The sequence below is a fragment of the Cellulophaga sp. BC115SP genome (assembly GCF_009905545.1).
GTDB classification, from domain to species: Bacteria; Bacteroidota; Bacteroidia; order Cytophagales; family Spirosomataceae; genus Flectobacillus; species Flectobacillus rivi.
This window is the reverse complement of sequence record NZ_JAAALB010000102.1, coordinates 1-4,788: the sequence shown is the minus strand read 5'-3', so window position 1 is coordinate 4,788 and position 4,788 is coordinate 1. Positions and strand designations below refer to the sequence as shown.

The 4,788-nt window shown below is 34.2% G+C and carries 6 protein-coding genes; all 6 read left to right on the top strand.

Features of this window, described 5'->3' with window-relative positions; all coding sequences use genetic code 11:
- Positions 1 to 128 precede the first annotated feature (128 nt).
- The gene (locus GVN22_RS26770; protein ID WP_205691052.1) at positions 129 to 665 is read left to right on the top strand and encodes a hypothetical protein; all 537 of its coding nucleotides are present in this window, start codon (positions 129 to 131) and stop codon (positions 663 to 665) included.
- Positions 666 to 806: 141 nt separating this feature from the next.
- Complete coding sequence (locus GVN22_RS26765) at positions 807 to 1,259, top strand: carboxymuconolactone decarboxylase family protein (RefSeq protein WP_166554073.1); 453 nt, start codon at positions 807 to 809, stop codon at positions 1,257 to 1,259.
- Positions 1,260 to 1,723: 464 nt separating this feature from the next.
- Positions 1,724 to 2,614, top strand: coding sequence for a WGR domain-containing protein (locus GVN22_RS26760; RefSeq protein ID WP_166554072.1), 891 nt, complete (start codon positions 1,724 to 1,726; stop codon positions 2,612 to 2,614).
- Positions 2,615 to 2,807: 193 nt separating this feature from the next.
- Positions 2,808 to 3,329, top strand: a complete 522-nt coding sequence (locus tag GVN22_RS26755) for a hypothetical protein (RefSeq protein WP_166554071.1) — start codon at positions 2,808 to 2,810, stop codon at positions 3,327 to 3,329.
- 448 nt (positions 3,330 to 3,777) lie between these two features.
- On the top strand, positions 3,778 to 4,209 hold the full coding sequence (locus GVN22_RS26750) for a hypothetical protein (RefSeq protein WP_166554070.1): 432 nt from the start codon (positions 3,778 to 3,780) through the stop codon (positions 4,207 to 4,209).
- Between the two features lie 35 nt (positions 4,210 to 4,244).
- Positions 4,245 to 4,788: hypothetical protein (locus GVN22_RS26745; protein WP_166554069.1), on the top strand; the 544-nt coding region annotated here is incomplete at its 3' end.

Below are 4,788 nucleotides of genomic sequence, written 5' to 3'. Positions count from 1 at the left end.
GGAGCTTGGTAACTACAAAACTCTTGCTTCCCTTTCTTTTTACCTAATTTGTCCCATTTTTTAGTAGGGTAGAGTAAGAAGATGCAACAACTCATAGCAAAATTGTTGATAGGTTACAAAATAGACATTTGATTTACTGTATTGAAAATAAAGGAAATTGGACTAATATTGACTACACAAAATCTAATCAAAAACTCAATGGGTATGTTTATAAAGACAGGTATACATTGATTTCAAAATTTCCTAGTTTGACAATTTCAAAAGAGACAGAGACATCTAAAACACTTCAAAAAGATTCTCTACGGGTAACCATAACACAAAGTAATTTTGACAAGAAAAAGCATACATTTAAGTATTTTAAAGACTATCCCACTCAAATTGAACTTATTGACAACAAACAATATTGGGGAATGGACGGTGGTATGCCAAAAACTCAATTTGAAAAAGTATTCATAAAAGTTGAAAAGAAAACCATAACACTTCCCAAATCTGCATTGGCTGGACTTTACGAGCCAAATGTTTCCAGTGCAGAAGCTAATTATGACAAAGCAACTGACACAATTTATATTCAGACAATGAATAGTGACGGAGCTGGGGGGTATTTTGTAATTTGGAAAATTGAAAAAGGAATTTATCAGGATAGATTAATTGTGTATGGATTTTAATAAAAACTACTACCAACATGGCGCTTGACTACGTCATATTAGAGGCGAAACACGAAGTCGATTTCTTTCTTAAACCAGTTTAAGTTTTTTCATTTTCTGATTATTGACTTTTGTATTTAACAATTTTAAAACAATAATAAAATGCAAAAACGACTCAATATTAAGGAAGTTGCTCCAAATGCACTAAAAGCGATGATTGGTTTGGAAACCTATCTTTCGAAGTCTCCTATAACCAATACAACCAAAGAACTTATAAAAATTCGTGCTTCACAAGTCAATGGTTGTGCCTATTGTATCAACATTCACACGCAAGATGCAATTAAAAATGGCGAAACAAATCAGCGTATTTTTCTATTGAATGCATGGAGAGAAACTGAAGGTATTTTTACAGAGGAAGAAAAAGTGGTATTGGCAATAACTGAAGAGGTAACATTAATTCATCAAAATGGATTATCGGATACAGCTTATTCAGACGCCTTACAATTTTTTAGCGAAAGCCAAATTGCAGATATTATAACTGCCATAATTACTATCAATATGTGGAACAGGGTTATATTGAGCACTAATCTTCTTATAGGACAAAGTCTTGCTTAAGGCTACTAAATATGAGTCATCCCGCATTTAGCGATTAAGTGATTAGGTGGATGAGTGATTATGTAAAAATTTGTATAATCGTAGTAGAGAGGCAATGATTGCGTCTTAAGCCAAGTCATATCTAGCCTAGTAGCATCAAAAAAGCGGTCGAAAACTATTTTTCGACCACTTTTTTGATAAAACCTTGGAGAATAATCCCAATCCTAAAAATTCGGGATGACTCATGTTTTTGAATAATATCCCCACAATTTGGCGTTGTCTGGTATTGAACATATGATAAAGATTCAGGATACATAGAGTTACAAGTAATCAAGGAGATTACAATTGTGGGATTGAAACTCAAAATTAAGCTTTTGCCATTCTAATTGAACTTTTGTATTTTAGCTCAACAGAAGTGTTCCGAAACCAACCGAACGCAAATTCATGTCAGTCGAATTATATATTAGTCCAACACCTTACCATCAATGAAAAGATTCTTCATGTTTCAAGATGAAACATCACATAAATTTTGGGAAATTAGTTTTGTCGGCACCAAACAATCTATCAGTTTTGGAAGAGTAGGTTCTGTTGGGACAACCAAAGAAAAAGTGTTTAATTCAACCGAACTTTGTACTTCAGACAGTCTAAAAGGCATTAATGAGAAATTGAAAAAAGGATATATTGAAATAGAAAACTCCATTTCAATATCAGTGAGTGACAACTCTACGCCAAATGATAAAATTTCAAGCTACTTAAAAGCCCAACGTGACAGTTATAAAGGCAAATTGAAGGCTATGACAAATTTAAAGCCTTTGTTTGTTGAGGTACTTCAAAAATTAGATGTATTTGATTTTGAGAATTACAAGAAAAATACAGCGCACGAAATTGAAACTCATTTAACTGAGTGGTGGACAAATCCGTCAAAAGGCATTAATCCAGATGAGGTAATTTATTCCATTTTGTTTGAATACGACTATTATTTAGCCAAAAATGTTCAAGCGCATTCTTACGGTATTGTAAGTTGGGAGGACTTTAAACTTCACACAAAGAGTTTTGATATGGGTTATAGTTATGATTTTGCAGAAGGTTTTGAGGCAAATCCAGGAATCTCGTTAAATTTCTTTGACAACCTTGAAGTTTTTAATGGTCGTGATAACCTCCCAGATGATATTGACGAATACGAACTTGCCTATATGGAAGGGTATCAAGAACTTCTAAAACTTTATCTTTTCTCAGGTTTAGTGGCTTTGAATGAAGTTTTCAAATCACTCAATGAAAAAGGTATTTTCAAGAAAATTAACACTAAAAAAGGGTTTATGTTTATGATAGGCGAACATGATATGGGAGAAGTTTTCCCAATTTATGCGTTAAAATAAGTCTAATCAATATTCCATATTACCAATTTTAGCGCTATTGAACACATCGTCTAGCGAGCAAAATGATCATCAACATTGGGAAATAATCTGTACTTCTGTTTCAGCTAACAAGAGCTTTGAACAAGGTCTCATGACTTTCAAATCCCCTACCCTCCACAAACCCTGTGCTTTGGGTAACATTTTAAAGAATCCGATGAACAAAATAGAAGGCATACAAGACAAAAGTGATTATGAAGATTATTGGGACTTTATAAATTTTCACATTGATGGGTATTGGTTAGACGAAAAGCTTGACGAACTATATCCCGATAATTCATTTAAAGGGCTTATTCCGACACTTGTCTATTGGCTGGAACGAGAAGACGAAAAAGCAGTCGTTTGGGAAAGAATCTTGCCTAATGAAAACGAAACAACCATTTGCCCTATTCTTATGTGTCCAGATGACAACGACTTTTCTTGCACATTAATAGTCGCTGAAATTCGAAATTGTGGTGATTCAATACAATGGAAACAAATTGGGATAGACAATACAGAAGATTGGGATGCTGAGAAAGTTGGTTCGACAGTAAATTGGTTTAACAAATTCCATGAGCTTAATTTTTCCAAACAGGACTATCTGACAATGCTTGAAACATTTAAACAAAGACTTCCCATTGACAAATTACGTATAGAGAGCCATATAAAAGAGTGGAATGACAAAAAAGCAAACGACTAATACAGGCTTTGCCTCAGGCGGGGTGATGTGTAACTTTTCAATTAAACATGAGTAATAGTATGCCAATTTACCACTCAAACGCAAAGAACTATTCGTTGTGTATGACTTAATATGACAACACTATTTCAGACTTCTTTTCGCTAAATGTCCCAAGTAATCGACTGGATATTTTGCGAGGTTTGGCATACAGTTCTAATTGAGTATTCAAGGGATAGTTTTACATCACAAAAATAACCCCTTGTTGGGCAAGACATTATAATTTCAAATCCCAGCGCTGTTCAAGTAGACGAATAGCTATTAGGTTTTCGGAAATAATTTTATCTATTCATTTTCAATCAGGAAAGGTTGCGTATGAACAAAAGGACATCTCTCCTACCCACACTCTACTAACTGGACATCATTTTAATGAACTTAATATATTGTTAGACACAAAAAACTATGAGATAATATGCCTATAAAAAGAAATTCACACCAAAACAATATAACCTTAGAAGAGTTTTATCTTGACTTATCTGCGACAAGTGCTAATGCTTACATAGACGTTGGAAAGGAAATGCTACTCTTCATTGAAATGATCAACCAAACATTCAAGGAGACATTACTGTGGGGATTAACATCACATGCAAGATTAGTAATACAAAACGTAGACTATTGGAACGCAGATTGGCTTATAACAGTTAGCAACATCGGAACCAAAGAGTACTATTTTGAATATTTAGTACCAGAAAACCAACAACCTTGGCCTAACGCAACAGTTCGTGGAGAGGCAAGAACATTAGCTGATGCTAAAAAATATCTTTTAATCGCAATGAGAGAATGTGACGGTTGGACAGAAAATGTTGAATTGAAAAGACTTTTAGAGGAAAATAACTTGGACTAATTACCACGAGGAACACCCAACATTGCAATGAGATTATGGCGAAAAACGTATATAGGTTCAGCTTTGTAGCATTTGTTAGTGCGGTACGATATTCAGCTAGTGGAATGCTATTAACGCCTCAAAGAAGAGGCTTAATCGTTAGCAGTAATTACATATTGAGAAATATAATCTTTATGGTATTAATTGGGTTCATGTTCTCTTGTTCTTTCAATGACAGAAAACCCGACAGTTCAAAAGCTTTCATAGACGACTTCAAGAACCTTGATACGAATATCAGTTTTTCAGGATATTGGTTAAGCGAGGACTATTACAATAGTATTCAACTATCTAGATCTCCCCAAAAAGCACAAGATGGTTCTCTTTTTATAGACATCCCTGATAAGACACTTCAGCAAACAATAATGATTTACAATTTTCACGAAGGTGGCACTTTCCTAAAAATATTAAAACATGGGAACAAATATGAAGTTTGGGAAGTGCAAGACGATAGTTTAACGCAGCGACTACTCTACCCTACTAAAAAATGGGACAAATTAGGTAAAAAGAAAGGGAAGCAAGAGTTTTGTAGTTACCAAGCTC

Coding starts and splice junctions, on each gene's coding strand:
- GVN22_RS26755 (WP_166554071.1), top strand. CDS start 2,808: ATGAACAAAATAGAAGGCATACAAGACAAAAGTGATTATGAAGATTAT.
- GVN22_RS26765 (WP_166554073.1), top strand. CDS start 807: ATGCAAAAACGACTCAATATTAAGGAAGTTGCTCCAAATGCACTAAAA.
- GVN22_RS26760 (WP_166554072.1), top strand. CDS start 1,724: ATGAAAAGATTCTTCATGTTTCAAGATGAAACATCACATAAATTTTGG.
- GVN22_RS26750 (WP_166554070.1), top strand. CDS start 3,778: ATGCCTATAAAAAGAAATTCACACCAAAACAATATAACCTTAGAAGAG.